Origin of the sequence: Lentzea sp. NEAU-D7 (genome assembly GCF_026242055.1) — a bacterium.
In the GTDB taxonomy this organism is placed as follows: Bacteria; Actinomycetota; Actinomycetes; order Mycobacteriales; family Pseudonocardiaceae; genus Lentzea.
This window is the reverse complement of the sequence record NZ_JAPJDL010000002.1, coordinates 1-19057: the sequence shown is the minus strand read 5'-3', so window position 1 is coordinate 19057 and position 19057 is coordinate 1. Positions and strand designations below refer to the sequence as shown.

The 19057-nt window shown below is 70.5% G+C and carries 22 protein-coding genes; 14 read left to right on the top strand and 8 right to left on the bottom strand.

All coding sequences use genetic code 11. From position 1 onward, the window contains the following. Positions 1-54 precede the first annotated feature (54 nt). Entirely contained in the window at positions 55-1050 is a 996-nt protein-coding gene (locus ORI60_RS03415) for a YeiH family protein (RefSeq protein ID WP_266034024.1), read from the top strand. A gap of 30 nt (positions 1051-1080) precedes the next feature. Next, positions 1081-1614 carry a cysteine dioxygenase family protein gene (locus tag ORI60_RS03410; protein ID WP_266034022.1) on the top strand — a complete coding sequence of 178 codons (534 nt, stop codon included), beginning with the start codon at positions 1081-1083 and terminating at the stop codon, positions 1612-1614. Here the strand turns inward: ORI60_RS03410 and ORI60_RS03405 are convergent. Beyond that, complete coding sequence (locus ORI60_RS03405) at positions 1601-2215, bottom strand: TetR/AcrR family transcriptional regulator (protein ID WP_266034020.1); 615 nt, start codon at positions 2213-2215, stop codon at positions 1601-1603. The genes ORI60_RS03410 and ORI60_RS03405 overlap by 14 nt on opposite strands. A gap of 74 nt (positions 2216-2289) precedes the next feature. On the opposite strand from ORI60_RS03405, the gene ORI60_RS03400 reads away from it, so the two are divergent. Genes ORI60_RS03400 through ORI60_RS03365 form a run of 8 tightly spaced genes read left to right on the top strand, consistent with a single transcriptional unit; the run spans position 2290 to position 9479 of the window. Beyond that, positions 2290-2955, top strand: coding sequence for a 3'(2'),5'-bisphosphate nucleotidase CysQ (locus ORI60_RS03400; protein WP_266034017.1), 666 nt, complete (start codon positions 2290-2292; stop codon positions 2953-2955). Then, positions 2952-3839, top strand: coding sequence for a sulfate adenylyltransferase subunit CysD (gene cysD, locus ORI60_RS03395; RefSeq protein WP_266034015.1), 888 nt, complete (start codon positions 2952-2954; stop codon positions 3837-3839). The genes ORI60_RS03400 and cysD overlap by 4 nt, the downstream gene beginning before the upstream one ends. Further along, positions 3839-5614, top strand: coding sequence for an adenylyl-sulfate kinase (gene cysC / locus ORI60_RS03390; RefSeq protein WP_266034012.1), 1776 nt, complete (start codon positions 3839-3841; stop codon positions 5612-5614). Before cysD ends, cysC begins: the two co-directional genes overlap by 1 nt. 59 nt (positions 5615-5673) lie before the next feature. After that, entirely contained in the window at positions 5674-6729 is a 1056-nt protein-coding gene (locus ORI60_RS03385; RefSeq protein ID WP_266034009.1) for a DUF1214 domain-containing protein, read from the top strand. After that, a complete protein-coding gene (locus ORI60_RS03380; protein WP_266034006.1) occupies positions 6726-7874 on the top strand; it encodes a sulfotransferase family protein in 1149 nt (382 codons plus the stop codon). The genes ORI60_RS03385 and ORI60_RS03380 overlap by 4 nt, the downstream gene beginning before the upstream one ends. Next, on the top strand, positions 7874-8653 hold the full coding sequence (locus ORI60_RS03375; protein ID WP_266034004.1) for an SDR family oxidoreductase: 780 nt from the start codon (positions 7874-7876) through the stop codon (positions 8651-8653). The genes ORI60_RS03380 and ORI60_RS03375 overlap by 1 nt, the downstream gene beginning before the upstream one ends. Beyond that, positions 8650-9117: an SRPBCC domain-containing protein gene (locus ORI60_RS03370; protein ID WP_266034002.1), complete on the top strand. Its 468-nt coding sequence runs from the start codon at positions 8650-8652 to the stop codon at positions 9115-9117. Before ORI60_RS03375 ends, ORI60_RS03370 begins: the two co-directional genes overlap by 4 nt. 47 nt (positions 9118-9164) lie before the next feature. Continuing rightward, positions 9165-9479: a hypothetical protein gene (locus tag ORI60_RS03365; RefSeq protein ID WP_266034000.1), complete on the top strand. Its 315-nt coding sequence runs from the start codon at positions 9165-9167 to the stop codon at positions 9477-9479. Between the two features lie 50 nt (positions 9480-9529). Here the strand turns inward: ORI60_RS03365 and ORI60_RS03360 are convergent, their stop codons facing one another. Then, positions 9530-10168: a TetR family transcriptional regulator gene (locus tag ORI60_RS03360; protein ID WP_266033997.1), complete on the bottom strand. Its 639-nt coding sequence runs from the start codon at positions 10166-10168 to the stop codon at positions 9530-9532. A gap of 74 nt (positions 10169-10242) precedes the next feature. On the opposite strand from ORI60_RS03360, the gene ORI60_RS03355 reads away from it, so the two are divergent. Together ORI60_RS03355 and ORI60_RS03350 are read left to right on the top strand one after the other, a co-directional pair. Next, complete coding sequence (locus tag ORI60_RS03355; RefSeq protein ID WP_266033994.1) at positions 10243-11457, top strand: cytochrome P450; 1215 nt, start codon at positions 10243-10245, stop codon at positions 11455-11457. After that, positions 11454-11648: a ferredoxin gene (locus ORI60_RS03350; RefSeq protein ID WP_266033991.1), complete on the top strand. Its 195-nt coding sequence runs from the start codon at positions 11454-11456 to the stop codon at positions 11646-11648. The genes ORI60_RS03355 and ORI60_RS03350 overlap by 4 nt, the downstream gene beginning before the upstream one ends. Before the next feature lie 125 nt (positions 11649-11773). Here the strand turns inward: ORI60_RS03350 and ORI60_RS03345 are convergent, their stop codons facing one another. Beyond that, entirely contained in the window at positions 11774-13348 is a 1575-nt protein-coding gene (locus tag ORI60_RS03345; RefSeq protein WP_266033988.1) for a serine/threonine-protein kinase, read from the bottom strand. A 93-nt stretch (positions 13349-13441) separates the two neighbouring features. Between ORI60_RS03345 and ORI60_RS03340 the strand changes: the two genes are divergently transcribed. After that, positions 13442-14914 (top strand): tannase/feruloyl esterase family alpha/beta hydrolase, encoded by a 1473-nt coding sequence (locus ORI60_RS03340; protein ID WP_266033985.1) that lies wholly within the window; start codon positions 13442-13444, stop codon positions 14912-14914. On the opposite strand, the gene ORI60_RS03335 is transcribed toward ORI60_RS03340, so the two are convergent. The 5 genes from ORI60_RS03335 to ORI60_RS03315 form a co-directional block, all read right to left on the bottom strand. After that, complete coding sequence (locus ORI60_RS03335; protein WP_266033982.1) at positions 14911-15813, bottom strand: LLM class flavin-dependent oxidoreductase; 903 nt, start codon at positions 15811-15813, stop codon at positions 14911-14913. The genes ORI60_RS03340 and ORI60_RS03335 overlap by 4 nt on opposite strands. Positions 15814-15843: 30 nt before the next feature. Then, positions 15844-16134: an antibiotic biosynthesis monooxygenase family protein gene (locus tag ORI60_RS03330; protein WP_266033979.1), complete on the bottom strand. Its 291-nt coding sequence runs from the start codon at positions 16132-16134 to the stop codon at positions 15844-15846. Between the two features lie 44 nt (positions 16135-16178). Beyond that, positions 16179-16649 carry a MarR family winged helix-turn-helix transcriptional regulator gene (locus tag ORI60_RS03325; protein ID WP_266033974.1) on the bottom strand — a complete coding sequence of 157 codons (471 nt, stop codon included), beginning with the start codon at positions 16647-16649 and terminating at the stop codon, positions 16179-16181. 9 nt (positions 16650-16658) lie between these two features. Further along, entirely contained in the window at positions 16659-17288 is a 630-nt protein-coding gene (locus tag ORI60_RS03320) for a hypothetical protein (RefSeq protein ID WP_266033972.1), read from the bottom strand. A gap of 65 nt (positions 17289-17353) precedes the next feature. Next, positions 17354-17908: an EF-hand domain-containing protein gene (locus ORI60_RS03315; RefSeq protein ID WP_266033970.1), complete on the bottom strand. Its 555-nt coding sequence runs from the start codon at positions 17906-17908 to the stop codon at positions 17354-17356. 208 nt (positions 17909-18116) lie between these two features. On the opposite strand from ORI60_RS03315, the gene map reads away from it, so the two are divergent. Then, positions 18117-18935: a type I methionyl aminopeptidase gene (gene map, locus ORI60_RS03310; protein WP_266033967.1), complete on the top strand. Its 819-nt coding sequence runs from the start codon at positions 18117-18119 to the stop codon at positions 18933-18935. Positions 18936-19057 lie beyond the last annotated feature (122 nt).

Below are 19057 nucleotides of genomic sequence, written 5' to 3'. Positions count from 1 at the left end.
CTCCAAGAAATGGTCATCTACTGCGCATAGCCCGTGCTGGCCATCGTTGTCGGTATGGGCATCGTCAGGACGACTCCGCGCACGGCCGACTCGGTGTTGCCCGGCCTCGCGCTGGTCGCGGCCGGTGTCGCGGTCGCGATGGTCGTGTCCTGGCTGCAGCCCTCGGTCAGCGCGCTCACCGTCGCGGTGCTGCTCGGCGCCGTCGTGGCGAACGTCGTGACGCTGCCGCCGTCGGTCGCCCCGGGGATGAAGTTCGCCGGACGCCGCCTGCTGCGCCTGGGTGTCGTGCTGCTCGGGTTGAAGCTCGTGTTCCAGGACGTGCTGAAGCTCGGCTACGAGATCCTGGTGCTCGCGGTGGTCGCCGTGGTCGTCACGTTCGTCGTGACGCGCTGGCTCGGGCGGGTGCTCGGGGTGAGCGAGGGCCTGTCGTTGCTCATCGCGACCGGGTTCTCGATCTGCGGCGCGTCCGCGGTGGCCGCGATGAACAGCGTCCGCCGGCAGGACGAGGAGGACGTGGCGAAGGCGCTCGGCCTGGTCACGCTCTTCGGCACCGTCGCGATGTTCGGCCTGCCCGCGCTGTTCGGGCCGACCGGCCTCACGCCCGCGCAGTACGGGGTGTGGGCGGGCGGCAGCGTGCACGAGGTCGCGCAGGTCGTGGCCGCCGCCGGACCTGTCACCGGCGCTCTGGCCATCGCCGTCGCGGTGAAGCTGACGCGGGTCGTGCTGCTCGCGCCGATGCTCGCCGCCGTCAGCTTCGCCGAGCGCCTCAAGTACCCGGCGTCCGGGCAGCGCCCGCCGATCGTGCCGTTGTTCGTGCTCGGTTTCCTCGCGATGGCGGCGGTGCGGGCGACCGGCCTGCTGCCCGACGTCGTGCTGTCGGCGGCGACGTTCGTGGACACCGTGCTGCTGGCTGCGGGCATGTTCGCGCTCGGCACGGCGGTGCGCCTGCGTTCCCTCATTCGCTCCGGCCCGGCGGTGCTGCTGCTGGGCCTGCTCTCGACCACGGTGATCGTCGTCCTGGTGCTGACCGGCACGGTGTTGATCGGCTGATCTCCGCTTTCCTCAGAGGAGGACCCGCTCATGACGCACAGCCTGCTCTCCCCCACGGCCACGCTTCTGGTGGGCTCGCTCCGGGCCGCGATCGCCGGTGGTGGCGACGACGGGGCCGTCGCCGCTCGGGTGGCGCGGACCCTGGAGGGCCACCTCACCGACCCGTTCCTGCTGAGCGCGGCGCAGCGGGAACCCGACCCGAACGCCTACCGCCAGCACGTCCTGCACGTCGAGCCGGACGGGAGTTTCTCGGTCGTCGCACTGGTGTGGCTGCCGGGTCAGGAGACCTGCATCCACGACCACGTCTCGTGGTGCGTCGTCGGCACGTACGTCGGCGAGGAGGAGGAGACCACCTACCGGCTGCACGGCGATCGGCTGATCCCGTTGCGGGTCAACAAAACCCCGGAGGGCGTGGCGTCCTACCTGGTGCCTCCGGGCGACATCCACAAGGTGTGCAACAACTCCAGCTCCGTGGCGATCTCGATCCACGTCTACGGGGCCGACGTCAGCGTCCTCGGCACGAGCATCCGGCGGCGCTACGACCAGCCCGTCAGCGGGCGATGATCCCCCGCTCGATCGCACCGGTGGCGAACTCGACCAGCTGAGCCGGCTTGACCCGGTTGATGCGGGCGCCCTGCAGCAGCAGGTCGTCCGCCAGGCCGATCAGCGAGTCCCAGACCCAGTGCGGCAGCGCGGGATCGTCGATCAGCTCCTGGCCGCACGCCTCGGCGGTCTCGGTCAACGCCTTCGCGAGCGCCTTGAGCGTCTTGCGGTAGTCCTGCGCCGATCCGGCGACCTCCTTGCCCCGGCGGCCGCCGGAGAGCACCTTGGCCTCCCACTGCGCGGCCGACCGGCCGAACCGCCGCCACAGTTCGGTGATCTGCGGCTCGACCTCCTTCAGCACGCCCGCGATGCCGAGACCGCGGTCGACGGTGGCGAGAGTGCGCTGCAGCTCGTCCAGGCGCCGTTCCATCAACGCCGCGAAGACGTCCTCCTTGCCGGAGAAGTACTGGTACACGGTGCCGGAGCTGACGCCGGCGCCGACCGCGATCGCGCGCATGGTCAGGCCCGCGTAGCCCTGCTCCTCGAGGATCAGCTCGGCGGACGACAGGATGTCGCGCCGCCTGCCCTCCGCGTCACCCCAGGCCGTTTGCTCGGTGCTCACGGCGTTCAGCCTACTTTGAACAACGTTCAGAAGCATATTGAACGTTGTTCGGTTTGGTCGCTACGCTCGGGTGCATGGCGGAGACCGATGCGGAGCTGGCAAGACGACTGGTCACTGAGACGGGCCGTTTGCTGCTCAGCGTGAGACCGCACGACGGGGACCACGTCGCGCAGATCTTCCTGGCCGCACAGCTGGGTGAGCACCGCCCGGCCGACTCGGTGCTGTCGGAGGAGGCACCCGACGATCCGCGCAGGCTGGCCGCCGACCGGGTGTGGATCATCGATCCGCTGGACGGCAGCCGCGAGTACTCCGAGCCCGGCCGCACCGACTGGGCCGTGCACGTGGCGCTCTGGGAGCGCGGCGAGCTCGTCGCGGGAGCCGTGGCGGTGCCCGCTTTCCGGCCCGTCCCCAGGGTGTCGCACCGGCGGATCCGGATCGTGGTCAGCCGCACCCGGCCGCCCGCACACGCACGGCGGATCGCCGAGACGATCAACGCCGTGCTGGTGCCGATGGGCAGCGCGGGCGCGAAGACGATGGCCGTCGTGCGCGGCGAGGCGGACGCCTACCTGCACGCGGGCGGCATGTACGAGTGGGACTCGGCCGCACCCGTCCACGTGGCCCGCGCGGCCGGGCTGCACGCCTCCCGAGCCGACGGACGGCCGCTCGTCTACAACCAGCCCGATCCCTGGCTGCCGGACCTGCTGATCTGCCGGCCGGAACTCGCGGGGGTGCTCACGTGAACCACCTCGACCAGCTGGAGGCCGACAGCATCGACATCTTCCGCGAGGCCGTGGCGGAGAGCGAGCGACCGGTGCTGCTGTACTCGATCGGCAAGGACAGCTCGGTGCTGCTCCACCTGGCGCGCAAGGCCTTCTACCCGTCGAAGCCGCCGTTCCCGTTGTTGCACGTCGACACCACGTGGAAGTTCCGGGAGATGATCGAGTTCCGGGACGCGACGGCCGCCTCACTCGGGCTGGAGCTGATCGTGCACCGCAACCCGGACTGCGTGGCCGCGGGCATCAACCCGTTCGACCACGGTTCCGCGCGGCACACCGACCTGTGGAAGACCCAGGGGCTGCGGCAGGCGCTGGACGAGCACCGGTTCGACGTCGCCTTCGGCGGCGCGCGACGCGACGAGGAGGCCTCGCGCGCCAAGGAGAGGGTGTTCTCGTTCCGGACCGCGCAGCACCAGTGGGACCCGAAGAACCAGCGGCCCGAACTGTGGCGGCTCTACAACACGCGGGTCGCGCCCGGCGAGAGCATCAGGGTCTTCCCGCTGTCGAACTGGACCGAGCTCGACGTGTGGCGCTACGTCGAGCGGGAGCGGATTCCCGTTGTGCCGCTGTACTTCGCGGCCGTGCGCCCGGTGGTCGACCGCGACGGCACGCTGATCATGGTCGACGACGACCGGATGCCGTTGCACGAGGAGCCGCGCCACGAGCTGATCCGGTTCCGGACGCTCGGCTGCTATCCGCTGACGGGCGCGGTGCGCAGCGAGGCGCGCACGGTCGCGGAGATAGTCGAGGAGATGCGGGCCGCGACGACGTCGGAGCGGCAGGGGCGGGTGATCGACCACGACCAGAGCGGGTCGATGGAGCGCAAGAAGCGGGAGGGGTACTTCTGATGGAGCTTCTGCGGTTCATCACCTGCGGCAGCGTGGACGACGGGAAGAGCACGCTGATCGGGCGGCTGCTGTACGAGTCGAAGCTGCTGTACGCCGACCACCTCGCGGCCCTGGAGGCGGACTCGCGCCGGGTCGGCACGCGCGGCGGCGAGCTGGACTTCGCACTGCTGGTGGACGGGCTGGCCGCCGAACGCGAGCAGGGCATCACGATCGACGTCGCCTACCGGTTCTTCGCCACCGAGGCGCGGCGGTTCATCGTCGCGGACACCCCCGGGCACGAGCAGTACACGCGCAACATGGTCACCGGCGCGTCCACCGCCGATGCGGCGGTCCTGCTGCTCGACGCCCGCAAGGGCGTGCTCAGCCAGACGCGCCGGCACGCGCGCATCGTGTCGTTGCTGGGCATCAGGCACGTGGTTCTGGCCGTGAACAAACTCGATCTCGCGGACTACTCGCGGGAGCTGTTCGACGAGGTGAGCGCGTCGTTCGCGGAGTTCGCCGCCGACCTGGACTTCGCGGAGATCACCTGTGTGCCGATGTCGGCGACCGAGGGCGTCAACGTGGTCGGTCGCAGCGAGCTGACGCCCTGGTACGTCGGCCCGACCCTGCTGCAGTGGCTGGAGTCGGTGGACCCGCACACGAGACGGGACGCGGCGTCCCGTTTCCTCGTGCAGTGGGTGAACAGGCCGGACGCGACGTTCCGCGGGCTGTCCGGACGCGTGCTGGGCGGGACGCTCCGGCGAGGCGAGACGGTCGGTCTCGGCAACCGGACCACCAGCGTGGCGCGGATCGTCACCATGGACGGCGACCTGGACGAGGCGCCGGCCGGATCGTCGGTCACCGTGGTGCTGGCGGACGACGTGGACGCCAGCCGGGGTGACGTCCTGGGCGACGCGCAGGACCCGCCGCGCAGCGCGGACTCGTTCCAGGCGCGGCTGGTGTGGCTGCACGAGAACGGACTGCTGCCCGGCCGGCAGTACCTGGCGAAGATCGGCGCGCGCACGGTCGGCTTCACGGCCACCAAGGCGTTGGCGCTCAACGAGATCGGCGTCGACAACGTGCACTTCGACGCGCCAGTGCCGTTCGAGACCTACCGCGCGAACCGCGATCTCGGCTCGTTCGTGGTGCTCGACCGGCTCTCCAACGCCACGGTCGGCGCCGGGATGATCGACTTCGCACTGCGCCCGGCGAACGTGCGCTGGCAGACGCTCACCGTCGACAAGCAGGCCCGGATCGCGCGCAACGGGCATCGTCCGTGCGTGGTGTGGCTGACGGGGTTGTCCGGCGCGGGCAAGTCCACGATCGCCGACCTGGTCGAGAAGGTGCTGCACGCCGAGGGCAGGCACACGTTCCTGCTCGACGGCGACAACGTGCGGCACGGGCTCAACTCCGACCTCGGGTTCACCGACGCCGACCGCGTCGAGAACATCCGGCGCATCGCCGAGGTAGCCGCGCTGATGGTCGACGCCGGGCTGATCGTGCTGGTCTCGTTCATCTCACCGTTCCGGGCCGAGCGGGCGCTGGCGCGGGACCTGGTCGGCGAGAACGAGTTCTGCGAGGTCTTCGTGGACACCCCGCTGGCCGTGGCCGAGGCACGAGACCCGAAAGGCCTCTACCGCAAGGCCCGCAGGGGTGAGCTGGCGAACTTCACCGGCATCGACTCGCCCTACGAACCACCGCTGGAACCCGAGGTGCGGCTCGACACGACGACGTTGAGCCCGCAGGCCGCCGCCGACGCCGTGGTGGCCCGGCTGCGCACGCTCGGCGTCTGTTGAACGTTGTCCAGAATCGTGTACGTTCAGCTAGAACACGTTCTAAGTTCGGGAGGCTTCCGGTGCCGGATCAGGCGTGGTCGCAGTTCTGCCAGGCGTTGGAGAAGGCCGGTGAGGTGATCGGATCCGACCAGGCGCCGGACACCCCGCTGGACCGCGCGGAGGGCTACCGGTACCTCGCCCGGCTCACCCGCGAGATGCTGTACTCCTGCCTGGACAACGCCGATCCCGACTTCCCGCGCTTCCACGAGCTCGACCTCGTGAAGATCGGCGCGGACAACCCGGACAACGTCTACCTGTCCGCGAACATCCGCGGCGACCGGACCTACCGGATCACCGGGACGCGCGGCACCATCGCGTACTTCAGCATCGGGTCGAAGGCCAACCGGTACGCCAAGGACGGCACGATGGCGTCGACCGGTGAGCTGTCCGATGCCGACCTCGCGCTCGCGCCGGACGGCACCGTGGAGATCATCGCCAGCGCCGAGCCCCAGGCCGGGAACTGGCTGCCGCTCGCGCCCGACTCCACCGGCCTGGTGGTGCGCCAGACCTATCTCGACCGCACCACCGAGACACCCGGCCGGTGGCACGTCGAACAGATCGGCGGGCCCGCGGAACCCGCTCCCCTGACGCCGGAGTTCCTCGCCAAGGCGTTGCGGCGGGCGGCTTTGTCGGTGCACGGCACCGCGGCCACGTTCGCGCACTGGACGCGCATGTTCATGACGCGCCCCAACGAGCTGCCCGACTTCGGCCAGGAGATGTTCCAGCGCGCCGGCGGCGATCCGGAGATCTTCTACCTGCACGGGTACTGGACGCTGCGGCCCGGCGAGGCGTGGGTGATCGAGACCGACGTGCCGGACTGCCCGTACTGGAACTTCCAGCTCGGCAACTGGTGGATGGAGTCGCTGGACCACCACCGCAGGATCACGCTCAACAAGCACACGGCGGCGTTGTCCGGAGGCCGGCTGACGATCGTGGTGGCCGCAGAGGATCCCGGTACCGGCAACTGGATCGACACCTGCGGCCACAGCTCGGGCACCGCGTTGCTGCGCTGGCTCGGCGCGTCGGCCCACCCGATCCCGAAGTGCCGGGTGGTCCCCCTGGAGGAGGTTCGATGACGGTCACGACCGCGCTGAACGTGCCGGAGCTGCTCGACGGGGCGTGTGCCAAGACGGGGCTCTCGGACTTCGGCGACGACTGGTTCCGCGAGCCGCTGGACGTGCTCGTGCGCAGCCTCAACACCGAGGCCGCGCTGTCGCCACTGGGCTTCGAGCTGACCCGGAACAGGCTGACCGCGCTGCTGGCCGACCGCCTGCGGTTGCGGGAGCTCCAGCGCCGCAACCCCGAGGTGCTCGACGTCGAGGTCCGGGTGGCCGCCGAGATCTGCGGCCTGCCCCGCACCGGCTCGACGCTGCTGCACCGGCTGCTCGCCGCCTCGCCCCAGGTGACGTCCACGCTGTCGTGGGAGGTCGCGTACCCGCTGCCGTTCCCCGGCGAGGGCCCGGACGCCGAGCAGCGCAAACGCCGCGCGCAGGAACGCATGAAGATGTTCGCGCAGCTCTCCCCCGACTTCGGCGACCTGCACACGGTCGTCTGGGACGGGCCGGAGGAGGACGTGATCCTGCTGGACCGGACGTTCGTGTCGATGAGCTTCGACTCGTTCTACTGGGTGCCAGCCTACGGCGACTGGCTGCGCTCGGCCGACCAGAGGCCCGCCTACCGGGAGCTGCGCGAGTGGCTGCAGGTGTTGCAGTGGCAGAACACCTCCCGCTCGATGCCGTGGGTGCTCAAGTCGCCGCACCACCTGACCGCGGTGGACACCGTGCTGGACGAGTTCGCCGGCTGCAAGATCGTGATGACGCACCGCTCCCCCGTCAACGCCGTGCCGTCGTACGCGTCGATGGTGCGCGCGATGTCCTCGCAGTACAGCGAGAACGTCGATCCGGTCCGGATCGGACGGTACTGGTCGCGCAGGTTCGCCACGACGCTGGAGGGTTTCGCCGCGGCCCGGTCCGCACGTCCCGAGCGGTTCGTGGACGTGCGGTTCGCCGACACCGTCAGCACACCGCTGGAGGTCGCCCGCCAGGTGCTGGAAGCACTGGGGCTGCCCGCCGGTCCCGCCGACGACACCGCGTTCGAGGCCTACCTGGCGCAGAACCGCACCGAACGGCACGGCTCGCACTCCTACGCGCCACCGGACTTCGGGCTGTCCGAGGACCAGCTGCGCCGCGACTTCGCCTTCTACTCGGAGGTCTACCTGTGATGCTGCAAGACGAGGTCGTGGTGATCACCGGCGTCGGCCCCGGCCTGGGCTCGAAGCTCGCCGTCCGCGCCGCCGCCGAGGGGGCGAAGGTCGTGATGGCCGCACGCTCCGCCGAGGTGATGAAGCAGGTGGAGAAGGACGTCGCCGCGGCCGGTGGCGAGGCCGTCGGCGTGCAGTGCGACGTGCGGCGCCCCGAGGAGGTGGCCGTGCTGGCCGAGACCGCCGTCGAGCGGTTCGGCACCATCACCGGGCTGGTGAACTCGGCGTTCGGGCACCCCGGCTGGTTCGACCTGCTGGACACGCCGGAGAAGGCGGTCCGCCGGTCGATGGACATCATCCTGTTCGGCGCGCTGAACGTGACCCGCGCGGTGGTGCCGCACATGAAGGCCGCCGGACGCGGTTCGATCGTCAACGTGGGCACGATGACCACCCGCAAACCCATGCGCGGCGAGGGCGGGTACGCCGTGGCGAAGGCCGCGATGGCGACCGCGACCCAGTTCCTGGCGCTGGAGCTGGGCGAGCACGGCATCCGCGCGAACCAGGCCGTGATGGGCTGGCTGGACGGACCGGGCGTGCGCTTCTACCTCAAGTTCACCGCCGAGGCGCGCGGGACGAGCGAGCAGGACGTCTACGACGAGATCGCCGCCCGCAACCCGCTGGGCCGCATCCCGACCGACGACGCCTGCGCCGGAGCGGTCCTGTTCCTGTTGTCCCGGCACGCCTCCGAGGTCACCGGTGCCGTGCTCGACGTCAACGGCGGGGAGTACATGCCGGCATGAGCCACCTGACCGAGAGCCACGTGATCGAGTCCGTCGTCGTCGAGATCGACGCGCCCGCCGCGTTCGTGTGGGACGTCCTGCTCGACTACCCGCACTATCCACAGTGGAATCCGTACACGCTGGCCGTGTCCACGACGCTCGCCGTCGGCGCGCCGATCGACCTCACGCTGCCCCGCCCGGACGGCGGCGAGGGGACGTTCGTCAGCCGCGAGTACATCCGCGTGGTCGAACCGCCCCGGTTGCTGCGCTACGACACCGGCGACACCTTCCCCGGCCTGCTCGGGGTGCGCGACCAGCTGATCACGCCGCTCGGGCCGGAGCGGTGCAGCTACCGCACCTTCGAGACGTTCACGGGCAAGTACGCCGACGCGGTGTTCGCGGCACAGGGCGCCTACGTGAAGAACGGCTTCGACTCGGTCGCGCACGCGTTGAAGGAGCGAGTCGCTTCCCTGCTCGAAGTGTGAGTAGTTGTACCGATGCCGCCGCACACCAGCGGCGGCACTCTCGACGTGTGACCGAAATCGACCGTGGCCGCCTCGCCGCAGGGGCCGGGTTCGCCACCACGACCGTGCTGCTCGTCCTGACCGTCGCCGCGTTCCTGAACGACGCCCTGGACTCGTTCGGCTGGCAGGGCGGTGAATACGCCTACTCGTTCATCTGGATCGCGCTCGGCTCGCTCATCGCGGGCCTCGTGGTGAAGGTGGCCGCGCCCGCGCCGTGGCGCTCCGCCGGGACGGGCATGGCTCTGGCCGGCACGGTCGGCGTGCTCGTCGTGATCACGCTGGTCGTCGTGTTCCTGTGGGCGCTTTCGAACCTCACGGTGTAGGCCGGGTCTCTCGCCCGCGCCTGCCACCGGACGAACTTCCGGGACGCGACCTAGAGCATCTGCGACAGACCGCGCAGCGCGGCGGCGATCTGCTCGCGATGCCCGTCGAGGGTCTCCCTCGTGACGCCGTCCGCCGCCGACCTGGCCACGTCGTCGGTGGCGACCTTGAGCACCGCGCTCATGGCGGCGGCCTGCACCCTCACCTCGATGGCGTCCCGCGACAGCCCCGCCCGTTCGGCGAGCACGTCCGCGAGCGCGTCCTCCGCCCGTTCGCGCAACATCAGGTAGGCGGCGCGCAGCGCCTGTTCGCCGTGGGTCAGCCGCACGACGGCGAGGACCGCTTCGATGTCCTCGTCGGACGCCGCGTCCAGCAACGGGCTGTACGCCTCGCGCAGGTGGTCGATCAGCTCGAGTTCGCGCGGCCAGGCGCGCACCACGGCGCAGAAGGCGTCGACCATCTTGGTCAGCAACGGTTCGACGCAGCTCTCCTTGTGCGGGAAGTAGCGCCAGAACGTGCGTTCGGAGACGCCCGCGGCCTGGGCGATCTGCTCGCCCGACGTGGCGGCGACCCCCTGCTCGGCGAACAACCGGACCGCGTGCCGCGAGAGGTCGAGCCGCTGACGCTGACGTTGCTCGGCGCTGACCGGCGGCCTGCCCCGGCGAGGCTTTTCTGTCGCAACGTCCGTCATCGGGCGATTCAACCACGTCACCTGACCGCGAACATTTATTGGCACCATCTGCCATTAAGCGCTACGGTCAGTGCATGAGCATTGACGCAGAGCGCCTGAAGCTGCCGCTGGCCAGGCCGAACGTCCTCGAACTCGCTCCGCTCTACGAGGTGCTGCGCCGCGAGGCGCCGATCGCGCCCGTGACGACACCGGCGGGTGACCCCGCCTGGCTCGTGACCCGCTACGAGGAGGTCCGCCTCCTGCTGGGCGACAAGCGCTTCGGCCGTTCCCACCCGGAGCCGGAGAAGGCCTCCCGCATCTCGACCGCCGCCGTGCAGGACGGCCCGACCGGCGAGTTCACGACGGAGGAGGCCGACCACACGCGCATGCGCCGCCTGCTCACCCCCGCGTTCTCCGCCAAGCGGATGCGGTTGCTGGGCGAGAACATGGAGCAGCTGGTCGACAGCTGCCTGGACGCGTTGATCGCCGAGCACGAGAGGACCGGCGTGGTCGACCTGCACCGCGGACTCGCGTTCCCGTTGCCGGTGGCCATGATCTGCCGTCTGCTCGGCGTTCCCGAGGAGGACAACGAGCTGTTCGCGTCGCTGTCCGAGCGGATGGCGGGCACCGAGATCGGCGAGGAGGCGCACAAGGCGCGCGAGGAGTTCTTCCGGTACATGGTCGGGCTCGTCGAGACCAAGCGCGGCGCGCTCGGCGAGGACGTGATCTCCGACCTCGTGCGCGCGCAGGCCGAGGACCCGTCGTTCGACTACGTGGAGATGGTCCGGCTGTGCGTCGGACTGCTGTTCGCGGGCCACGAGACCACGGTCAACCGCATCGGCCTGGGCGTGCTGTTCCTGCTCACCGAGCGGTCGCGCTGGGACGCCCTCGTCGCCGACCCGGACGGCCGCGTCGACGCGGTGGTCGAGGAGGTCATGCGCCTCGGCGCCCCCGGCGACCTCGGCCTGCTGCGGTACGCGCGTGAGGACGTCGACATCGCGGGCGTGACCATCAAGGCCGGTGACGCGCTGGTGCTGTCGACCAACGCGGCCAACCGCGACGCGACCGTGTACTCCCACGCCGAGGAGTTCGACCCCGACCGTCCGGAGAGGACACACCTCGGCTTCGGCCACGGCGCGCACTTCTGCATCGGCGCCTCGCTCGCCCGCACGGAGCTGCGCGTGGTGTTCGCCGCGCTCGCCAAGCGCCTGCCGTCGATGCGGCTGGCCAAGGAACTCGACCAGCTGCAGGTCCGCGCGACGCTCACCGGCGGCGTGGCGGAGCTGCCCGTCACGTGGAGGTCGGCGTGAACATCGTGGTGGACCAGGGGAAGTGCGTCGGGGCCGGGCAGTGCGTGCTGGCCGCGGACGACGTGTTCGACCAGCGCGACGACGACGGTCTGGTCGACCTGCTGAACGCGAGCCCTCCGGCGGAGCGCCTGGCCGACGTCCGGCACGCGGCGGCGGTGTGCCCGGCGTCGGCGATCCAGGTCGAGGACTGACCTCAGCCGGCCGCGAAGTACGAGTCGTGCGGCGCACCGGGCGTGAACAGCCGGCCGGTGCGCCGGCGTCGTCGTGTCGACAGGGGTGCTCGCGGACCGGGAGCGCCCGCAGGCGGATGTGACGGTCAGTCCTTCATGAGCGGCTCGACCAGCTTGGCGCCGTCCGCCCGCCCCACGAAGCAGTGGATGAGGCGACTCGACGTCCGGTACCCGTTCTCCGTCTTGACCTTCCAGGCCTGTGCGGTCGGGATGATCACCCAGTACCGCAGGGTCTTCTCCTTGTCCTGGCCGTTCACCTCGTCCGACAGGAAGGTCCGCGTGCAGCCGGTGCCACCGACCTTGGTGAGCTGCTCGACGCCGGGGTACGGCACGTCCTTCTCGGTCTCGGTGTCGGCCAGGACGGTGTCGAGCAGCTCGACGTCGTGCTCGGCGTAGCAGCCGACGCGGTTCCTGGCCTGGATCTTCGGGGCGTCCTTCGCGGGTAGCCAGGTGAGGCAGGAGTTCCGGAACGCCAGCGAGAGCGTGCCGTCCTTCAGGTCGCCGTCCGGGCCGATGGTCAGGACCGGCTGCATCGCGGCGGTGCTCGCGGGCCCGTCAGGCACGCCTCGGCCGATGTTCGCGAACATCGGCTTGAAGACGGTGAAGTACACCAGGACCAGCGCGCCGACGAGGAACAGCGGGACCAGTGTCGCCGACAGGACCAGGCCCGCGGACCGCTTGCGTCGAGGGGGAACCGGGAACACCGGGGCGGGAGCGAACTGGCCGATGGCCACCGGTCCGGAGGTGGGCAGGGCCGCACCGCCGGACAGCGCGCCGAGCGTCGGGCCCGCCACGGTCGGTCCGCCATCACTCACGGGACCGGTGACCACGGGCGGCCTGGCCGGGTGGAGCTCCGCGGAGGCCAGGGCGTGCTCGACCAGCTCGTGCGCCCTGGCGACGCCGGGGCGGCGTGCGGGATCGGGTTCCATCAGGCCGGTGATCAGCTCGCCGAGCGGACCACCGACCCGCGGCACCGGGCGTTCGTTCATCACCGCGAGGATCGTCGCCGAGGTCGTCGGGCGGTCGAACGCGCCGCGCCCCTCCACGGCGAAGAACAGCGTCGCTCCCAGCGCCCAGAGGTCCCAGGCGGGCGAGGCCTCGCCGCCCGCGAGACGTTCCGGGGACATGTAGGCGGGCGAGCCGATCAACGTGCCGGTGGCCGTGAGCCGGGGGTCGTCGACGGACTGGGCGATGCCGAAGTCGGTGAGCTTCGCGGTGCCCCTGCCGGGCACCATCACGTTGCCGGGCTTGACGTCCCGGTGCACGACGCCGGACGAGTGCGCCACCTCCAGCGCGCCCAGCAGCTGCCGGGCCAGCGTGGCCGCCTCCCGCGTCCCGAGCGGCCCGTCGAGCTCGACCGACTCCTCCAGCGTGGGGGCGTTGATCAGTTCCATCACGATGAACGTCTGGTCGTCCTCGGAGATGAGGTCGTAGACGGTGACGACGGCGGGGTCCTGGAGTTGCGAGGCGATGCGTGCCTCGCGCAGCACCCTTTGCTGATACACGGCGCGTTCCGCGTCCGGCACGTTGCCGGCCAGCAGCAGTTCCTTGACGGCGACGTCGCGGCCGAGGACGGTGTCCTGGCCGAGCCACACGGCCCCCATGCCGCCGCGGCCCAGCTCGCGGACCAGCCGATAGCGTCTGTTGCCCACCTCGCGCATGCGCGGCAGTCTGTCACCCGGTCCAGTGACGTACACGGGCAGCGTCACCTGACGGGCGCGACGCCGTGACGAGCCCGCTTACCGTCGCGCGGCGTGAGACGACTGATGAAGCTGTTGGCGACAACGCTGCTCCTGACAGGACTGGTGCCGCTCGCGCCGGCGTCGGCGAGCACCCAGAACTGCACGACGGTCGCGGTCACCGCCCCGGCCGGTGCGAAGATCGAGTCCGTGGACGCCGTGAGCCGTCCCGGGCACTGCGAGATCACCGTGACGCTCACGCACACCGACGACCACGTGAAGGTCGTCGTCGGCCTGCCCCAGAACTGGACGGGCCGGCTGCAGGGCGTCGGCGGCAGCGCGTACGCCGCGGGTGACACCGGGGCGCCGTTCACCCAGGCCCTGCAGGGCGGTTACGCGGCCGTGACGACCGACGCCGGTGTGCTGGGCGGCCTCGACACCAGCTGGGCGGTCGAGAACGGCGAGATCGACCAGACGCTGCTGACCAACTTCGCGAGCCGCTCGGTGCACGAGGCGGCCGTGATCGCCAAGCAGGTCGTGCGCCAGCACTACCAGCGCCCGGTCACGTACTCGTACTGGAACGGCTGCTCGACCGGCGGCCGCCAGGGTTACCTGGAGGCACAACGCTTCCCGGACGACTACGACGGCATCCTCGCCAACGCGCCCGCCGTGAACTGGTCCCAGTTCGCCGTCGCGACGCTGTGGCCGCAGATCGTGCAGAGCAACGACGGGCACGTCGTCGGCAACTGCGTGCTGGACGCGTTCCGCAAGGCCGCGATCGAGGCGTGCGACCCCCAGGACGGTGTCACGAACGGCATCGTCGACCGCCCGGACCGCTGCAGCTACGACCCGCGGCAGCTCATCGGCAGGAAGATCGTGTGCGAGGGCGTCGAGGTCGTCGTGACGAAGGCCGACGCCGACGTCATGCGCAAGATCTGGGACGGCCCGACCGATGAACGCGGCCGCAGCCTCTGGCCGGGCCTGCCGAAGGGCGCCGATCCGGTGTGGCTCGCGGGCACGATCCCCGGCTTCCCCGGCCCCGGCTTCCCCGTCGCCGCGCAGTGGGTGCAGAGCTTCCTGTTGAAGCAGCCCGGTTTCGACACCTCGAAGCTCACCTACGCGCAGTACCGCGACCTGTTCCGGCAGTCGGTCCGCGAGTTCGACGGCGTCATCGGCACCTCCGACCCCGACCTGTCGGCGTTCCGGCGCGCGGGCGGCAAGCTGATCACGTTCGTGGGCACCAACGACCAGCTGATCCCGCCCGGCGGCACGCTGAGGTACCGCGACCAGGTCGAGCGGCGCATGGGGTACGTGAACGACTTCTACCGCCTGTTCACCGCTCCCGGTGTCGACCACTGCCTCGGCGGCGGCGGACCGCAGCCCACGAACGCCCTGGGGCAGCTCGTCGACTGGGTCGAACGCGGTAAGGCACCCGCCACCCTCACCGCCGCGACGGCCGACTCGGCCCGCAACCTCTGCCCGTACCCGCGGACGTCCCGGTACGTCCACGGCGACCCGAAGGCGGCGTCCAGCTACCGCTGCGTCTAGCCGGGCTTCTGGCCCAACCGCACGCGCACGGCCGGCGCGACCTCTTCACCGAAGCGGCGCGCCTGGTCGGCGGCGTCGTCCTCCGGCCACAGCACGAAACCGGTGAACGACTGGGCGGCGAGCCGGGTCAGCACGTCCGCCCAGCCCCGCGCGTCCGTGCGGATCGGCTCCGCCCCGTGGAGGACGACCGGACCGGCCGTGTCCGTGACGGTGCCGACTAGCTGTGCGATCCGGCGCACCTGCCCCGGCTCACGGCCCGCGTCGGTGGCCACCCGGTCGATGAGCGCATTGCTCTCCGCCCACTTCTCGTACGGCAGGTAGGACGGGATCGGCGCGGCCCAGCCGTCCGCCACCCGTCCGGTCAGCGCGAGGCTGCGCGGCCCCTGCGCGCCGATCCAGATCTCGACACCGCCGGGACCGGGCTCCTGCGAGGCCATGTGGTCGACCGAGTAGTAGTCCCCGGACGCGGTCACGTGGTGGCCGCGCGGCTGCCAGAGCCCGCGCAGCAACGCGATCGCCTCGGCCTGTGCGTCCAGCGCTTCTTTGGGACTGCGCCGGGGCACGCCGAGCTTGGTGATCGCGTCCCAGTACCCGCCCGCACCGAGTCCGAGGTGGAACCGGCCGCCCGACAGGCGGCTGAGCGCGCTCGCCTGGCGCGCCAGCATCGGCGCGGGCCTCAACGGCAGGTTCGCCACGTCGGGAAAGAACGAGATCTTCCCGGTGCGCGCGATGAAGTCCCCGATGAGGGCGAACGCGTCGAGGTGGTCGGCGACGTACGGGTGGTCCTGCACGCCGACGAGGTCGAGCCCCGCCTGCTCGGCCGCCGCGACGACGGCCCGGTTCTCGTCGATGTCGACGGTCGGTACGACCGAGACGCCGAAGCTGAGTGCCTGCAGCACTGCTGTCTCCCCCTGTCCGGACGCGCTCCCCTACTCGGAGAGCACGCCTTCCTCCGCGGTGACGAGCGAGTCGATCGCGTCGAAGAACGCCTTGACGCCGGGCAGGTTCGGTCCCTTCCGGCTGGACGCGGCGTAGTCCTCCGAGGATCGCCACTCGACGATGTCGAGCCATTCGCCGCCGGGCAGCCGCACCAGCCGGGCGCCCAGGAACCCCTCCCGGTCGGCCTCGAAGTCGGCGATCATCCCCGGCCGGGCGGCGAGCAGCGCCTCGACGTTCTCGGGCGCCACGCGGAAACGGGTCAGCTCCACAGCAGTGGTCATGACCTTATGATAGTCAAGATTTGTTACTAAAACCAGAGCGCCGTTCAGTCCTTTGAGGACTGAACAGCCAGGCGCTGGTGCTCGGTGATGTCCGCCAGCACGCGCTTGAAGCGCGTGTACTCGCCCTTGCCGAGCCGTGCGGCGTGCCGGTCCTGGATCGCGGCCATGACCTGGTCCGCGGCACGCATCTGCGCGAGGCCGCGTTCGGTGGGGCAGACCAGTTTCGCCCTGCGGTCGCGCGGGTCCGGCCTGCGCTCGACGTACCCGAGCGCCTCCAGCTCGTCGATCAGCGTGCCGACGATCTGCTTGTGCTGCCCGGAAAGGTGCGCGAGATCCGTCGCACGCACCCCGTCGGGGTCGAGGTAGGCGAGCACCGCGCCGTGCCGGTGCTTCAGGTCGCCGAACCCCATGTCGGCGAGGGTCTGGAACAGCTCGCGCTGCACCGCGAACAGCAGGCGGCCCGACAGGACTCCCAGATCGGGGTTCGAGGCGTTGCGTTCCGCGCGGGTGACCATCAGCCCACCCTAGGCCGTGCGGCGCACGAGGTGACGCCCGAGGACCTCCCGCAGGTGCACCTCGACGAACACCCTCAGGTAGCGGTCGCTCGCCAGCTCGTCGAACGCGGCCGCGAGAACGGGATCGAACTCCCCGGTGAGGTTCACGATCCGCCACAGGTTGAGCGGGGCCGCCTCCGTGCCGCCCACCGAGTGCTCGACGTGGAAGACCGGCTGTCCCGCCCCCGCCGTGAACACGCGCCCGTCCGGAGCCTCCCAGCGCTCGTCGCCCAGGAAGAACGCGCGGCGGTTCGCGTGGTCCAGCCGCACGTGTTCGACGACCCGCGCGGTGCGCGAGGGGTCCGCCCACAGCCGCTGCTCGGACACCCGCGTGAACTCCTCGACCCGGCCCCGCCAGACGCTCGGGAACCTCTCCGCGCCCGGCAGGACGACCGTCGGGATGAAGACGTCCGGCGCCTTGGCCTTGCGCACCTCCATGTCCCAGAGCAGCGTGCCGGTGTACTCGACCGGCGGTGTCACCAGGTAGCGCTCGCGCAGCACCTCGTTGACCCGCACCGCCGGCAGGTCCGCCCTCGTGTGGCCGGGCGCGGCCCAGGCGTGCTCGAACACCGCCTCGTGATCGAGCGTGGTGGTGGTCATGACAGACTCCCAGCTAGTCATTGATCGTGATAGTCACAATCAATGACTATACCGGCACCCCGGAATCAGGCGCGCTGCAGCGCCCTCGGGTACAGCCAGCTGCCAGGCGTGTCCTCGGCCGGGTTCGTGTAGTAGTCGCGCACCGCCGTCACGTACTCGTGCACGCTGATCGCACCGTCACCGTCGGTGTCGAGGTGCGCGAACGCACGGCCGCACTCCTCCTCCGAGAGACCACGCGCCTTGAGGAGAACGCCGAACTCGGACGCGTCCACGCGGCCGTCGCCGTTCGTGTCCATGAGGTCGAGCAGGGACTGGACGACCTCGAGGAAGTCCATGTTGATCGGGCCGCCCTCGACGAACGCCTCGGTCATGGCGTCGCGGTACTCCACCGGGCCGATCTTGCCGTCGCGGTCCGTGTCGCAGTGGCCGGCCAGCATCTCCCAGAACCGGTCGTAGGCCTCCACGAGCTCGCGGCCGCGTTCCGAGGACGCCGGTTCGCCGAACGCCCGCAGCAGCCGGTCGGCCAGCGCGTAGACGTCCGCCAGTTCGATGACGCCGTTGCGGTTGACGTCGTAGTGGGCGAAGGTCGAGTCGATCCTGTGCTGCAGCACCTGCTTCATGACCAGGCACTGTGGTGACCTCGCCGCACGCGCGCAACGCGCATCCCCCACCCGGGTGGTGTTCTTCAGCCGCCCGGTACCGGGGCCCGCGGGAAGGCGTTGACCCCCGGCCCGCGAGCGCGCATGGTGGAACAGCGGACCGACCCCTTGAGCAGCGCACCTCCCGCGCCGGTATAGTTATACCGGTACCCGCTGATGGAGGAACACGTTGATCGAGCTCAAGTCACCCGCCGAGATCGAGCGCATGCACGTCACCGGCCAGTTCATCGCGGAGGTGCTCGACGAGCTCTCCTCCAGGGCCGCGGTAGGGGTGAACCTCCTCGACCTCGAACACCACGCGCGCCACATGCTCGAAGAGCGCGGCGCGGTGTCCTGCTACTGGGACTACTCGCCATCGTTCGGCCGCGGCCCGTTCCGCAACGTGACCTGCCTCGCCGTCAACGACGCCGTGCTGCACGGACTGCCCAAGAGCTACGTGCTGCAGGACGGTGACGTGCTGACCATGGACATCGCCGTCACCATCGACGGGTGGGCGGCCGACTCGGCCATGACCGTCATCGTCGGCACGCCCCGCGAGGAGGACCAGCGCCTGGTCCGTGCCACCGAGGTGGCACTGGCGGCGGCGATCGAGGTGGCGCAGGCGGGCAACAAGCTCGGCGACATCTCCGCGGCGATCGGCGAGGTCTGCGGCCAGTTCGGCTACACGCCCAACCTGGAGTTCGGCGGGCACGGCATCGGCCGCACCATGCACGAGGCCCCGCACGTGGCGAACAACGGCAGGCGCCGGCACGGCATGAAGCTCAAGCCCGGCCTGACCATCGCCATCGAGCCGTGGCTCGCCGCGACGACCGACCAGATCATCTACGACGAGGACGGCTGGACGCTGCGCTCGGCGGACGGTTCGCGCACGGCCCATTCGGAGCACACCGTCGCGATCACCGAGGACGGGCCGCTCGTGCTGACCCGCCGCAAGAGCGAGCTCAAGGCCCAGACCGATTCTGGCGCATCGCAGGCACGCCTGCCCTAGGTGTACTGACCCGAGACGTTGCGAACGGTCCGACACGTGATCGGATGATCTTGGAATGAGGGAGGGCCTCCGGGTTCGGTGTGGATTGCGACATCTGCACCGGCTACCAGGAGGCCCTCGAT

Excerpts from the sequence above, each read along its gene's own strand:
- ORI60_RS03415 (WP_266034024.1), top strand. The coding sequence starts at position 55 with ATGGGCATCGTCAGGACGACTCCGCGCACGGCCGACTCGGTGTTGCCC.
- cysC (WP_266034012.1), top strand. The coding sequence starts at position 3,839 with ATGGAGCTTCTGCGGTTCATCACCTGCGGCAGCGTGGACGACGGGAAG.
- ORI60_RS03325 (WP_266033974.1), bottom strand. The coding sequence starts at position 16,649 with ATGGTCACCCGCGCGGAACGCAACGCCTCGAACCCCGATCTGGGAGTC.
- ORI60_RS03360 (WP_266033997.1), bottom strand. The coding sequence starts at position 10,168 with ATGACGGACGTTGCGACAGAAAAGCCTCGCCGGGGCAGGCCGCCGGTC.
- ORI60_RS03330 (WP_266033979.1), bottom strand. The coding sequence starts at position 16,134 with ATGACCACTGCTGTGGAGCTGACCCGTTTCCGCGTGGCGCCCGAGAAC.
- ORI60_RS03375 (WP_266034004.1), top strand. The coding sequence starts at position 7,874 with ATGCTGCAAGACGAGGTCGTGGTGATCACCGGCGTCGGCCCCGGCCTG.
- ORI60_RS03380 (WP_266034006.1), top strand. The coding sequence starts at position 6,726 with ATGACGGTCACGACCGCGCTGAACGTGCCGGAGCTGCTCGACGGGGCG.
- ORI60_RS03370 (WP_266034002.1), top strand. The coding sequence starts at position 8,650 with ATGAGCCACCTGACCGAGAGCCACGTGATCGAGTCCGTCGTCGTCGAG.
- ORI60_RS03400 (WP_266034017.1), top strand. The coding sequence starts at position 2,290 with ATGGCGGAGACCGATGCGGAGCTGGCAAGACGACTGGTCACTGAGACG.
- ORI60_RS03410 (WP_266034022.1), top strand. The coding sequence starts at position 1,081 with ATGACGCACAGCCTGCTCTCCCCCACGGCCACGCTTCTGGTGGGCTCG.
- ORI60_RS03345 (WP_266033988.1), bottom strand. The coding sequence starts at position 13,348 with ATGCGCGAGGTGGGCAACAGACGCTATCGGCTGGTCCGCGAGCTGGGC.
- ORI60_RS03355 (WP_266033994.1), top strand. The coding sequence starts at position 10,243 with ATGAGCATTGACGCAGAGCGCCTGAAGCTGCCGCTGGCCAGGCCGAAC.
- ORI60_RS03320 (WP_266033972.1), bottom strand. The coding sequence starts at position 17,288 with ATGACCACCACCACGCTCGATCACGAGGCGGTGTTCGAGCACGCCTGG.
- ORI60_RS03315 (WP_266033970.1), bottom strand. The coding sequence starts at position 17,908 with ATGAAGCAGGTGCTGCAGCACAGGATCGACTCGACCTTCGCCCACTAC.